The 1,094-nt window shown below is 59.5% G+C and carries 1 protein-coding gene; it reads left to right on the top strand.

Annotated features, from left to right (window positions below; translation table 11 throughout):
* The first annotated feature begins 127 nt into the window (after positions 1-127).
* Positions 128-1,057, top strand: a complete 930-nt coding sequence (locus ACI2KA_RS26990; RefSeq protein ID WP_404505496.1) for an IS110 family transposase — start codon at positions 128-130, stop codon at positions 1,055-1,057.
* Positions 1,058-1,094 lie beyond the last annotated feature (37 nt).

Below are 1,094 nucleotides of genomic sequence, written 5' to 3'. Positions count from 1 at the left end.
GCCGTCGGGGTCCTGGTCGATTGAGACCGTTTGCTGGCTTTGGCCTCCGCCCGCTCTTGATAATCCCAACCTGAACAGTTGATAGAGGCCGTCACCGCGGACCTCGCAGCACAGGATGAGGCTTGCCATGGTACACCCTGTTTACATCGGATGCGACGTCTCAAAGGCACATCTCGATTTTTTCGATGCCGCAACACAAAAAGCCGTCCGCATACCCAATACTGACACCGCCATCGATGAATGGCTCTCCACCCTTGAGGGACGTGAGGCGCAGGTCGTTCTGGAGGCGACCGGACGCTACGACCGGCTCTTGTGCTCGGCACTGGAGAGATGGCAGCGACCCTATTGCCGGGTCAATCCGGCCAGGGCCCGCGATTTTGCAAAAGCCACCGGTCAGCTTGCCAAAACCGATACCATCGATGCTCGACTGCTTTCGCGCATGGGCGAGACACTGTCGCCATCCGTGACGGCGCCATCCGATCCGGCCCGTCAGCGGCTGGAAAGCCTGCACACGCGCCGGGATCAGCTCGTCGCCATGCGCCAGCAGGAAAGGTTGCGCCTTTATACAGCCGATCCCTGGGAGCGCGACAGCCTCAAGCGCCACCTTGACTGGCTCGATACCGAGATTGCCGCGATCGAAAAAGAGTGCCAGTCCCATGTCCGCACAAACGCGGGGCTGAACGGGCAAAGCGAAAGACTTCGCTCCATCCCCGGCATCGGTCAGGTCACGGCGTTCACGCTGATGGCGCATATGCCGGAACTGGGTGACAGTTCTCCTGCAAGTATGGCGGCCCTTGCAGGGCTTGCCCCCTTCAATGCCGATAGCGGCATCCATCGGGGCCAGCGCCATATTCGCGGCGGACGAAAGCGCGTGCGCGATGCCCTCTATATGGCAGCCCTGGTCGCCTATCGAATGCGGGCACCATTCGCCCGGCTGGTTCAGGCCATGCAGGCAAAGAACAAACCCTTCAAGGTCATGATCATCGCCATCGCCCGCAAACTGCTCGTCATCGCAAACGCCATTCTCAGGGACAAAACCACATTCAAAACATCCTGAGAATAATATCCACCAATACAGTTGCCAGCGCGATCAA

Source organism: Agrobacterium sp. NPDC089420 (assembly GCF_044900305.1).
Classification (GTDB): Bacteria; Pseudomonadota; Alphaproteobacteria; order Rhizobiales; family Rhizobiaceae; genus Agrobacterium.
This window is presented reverse-complemented; position numbering and strand designations above follow the sequence as displayed.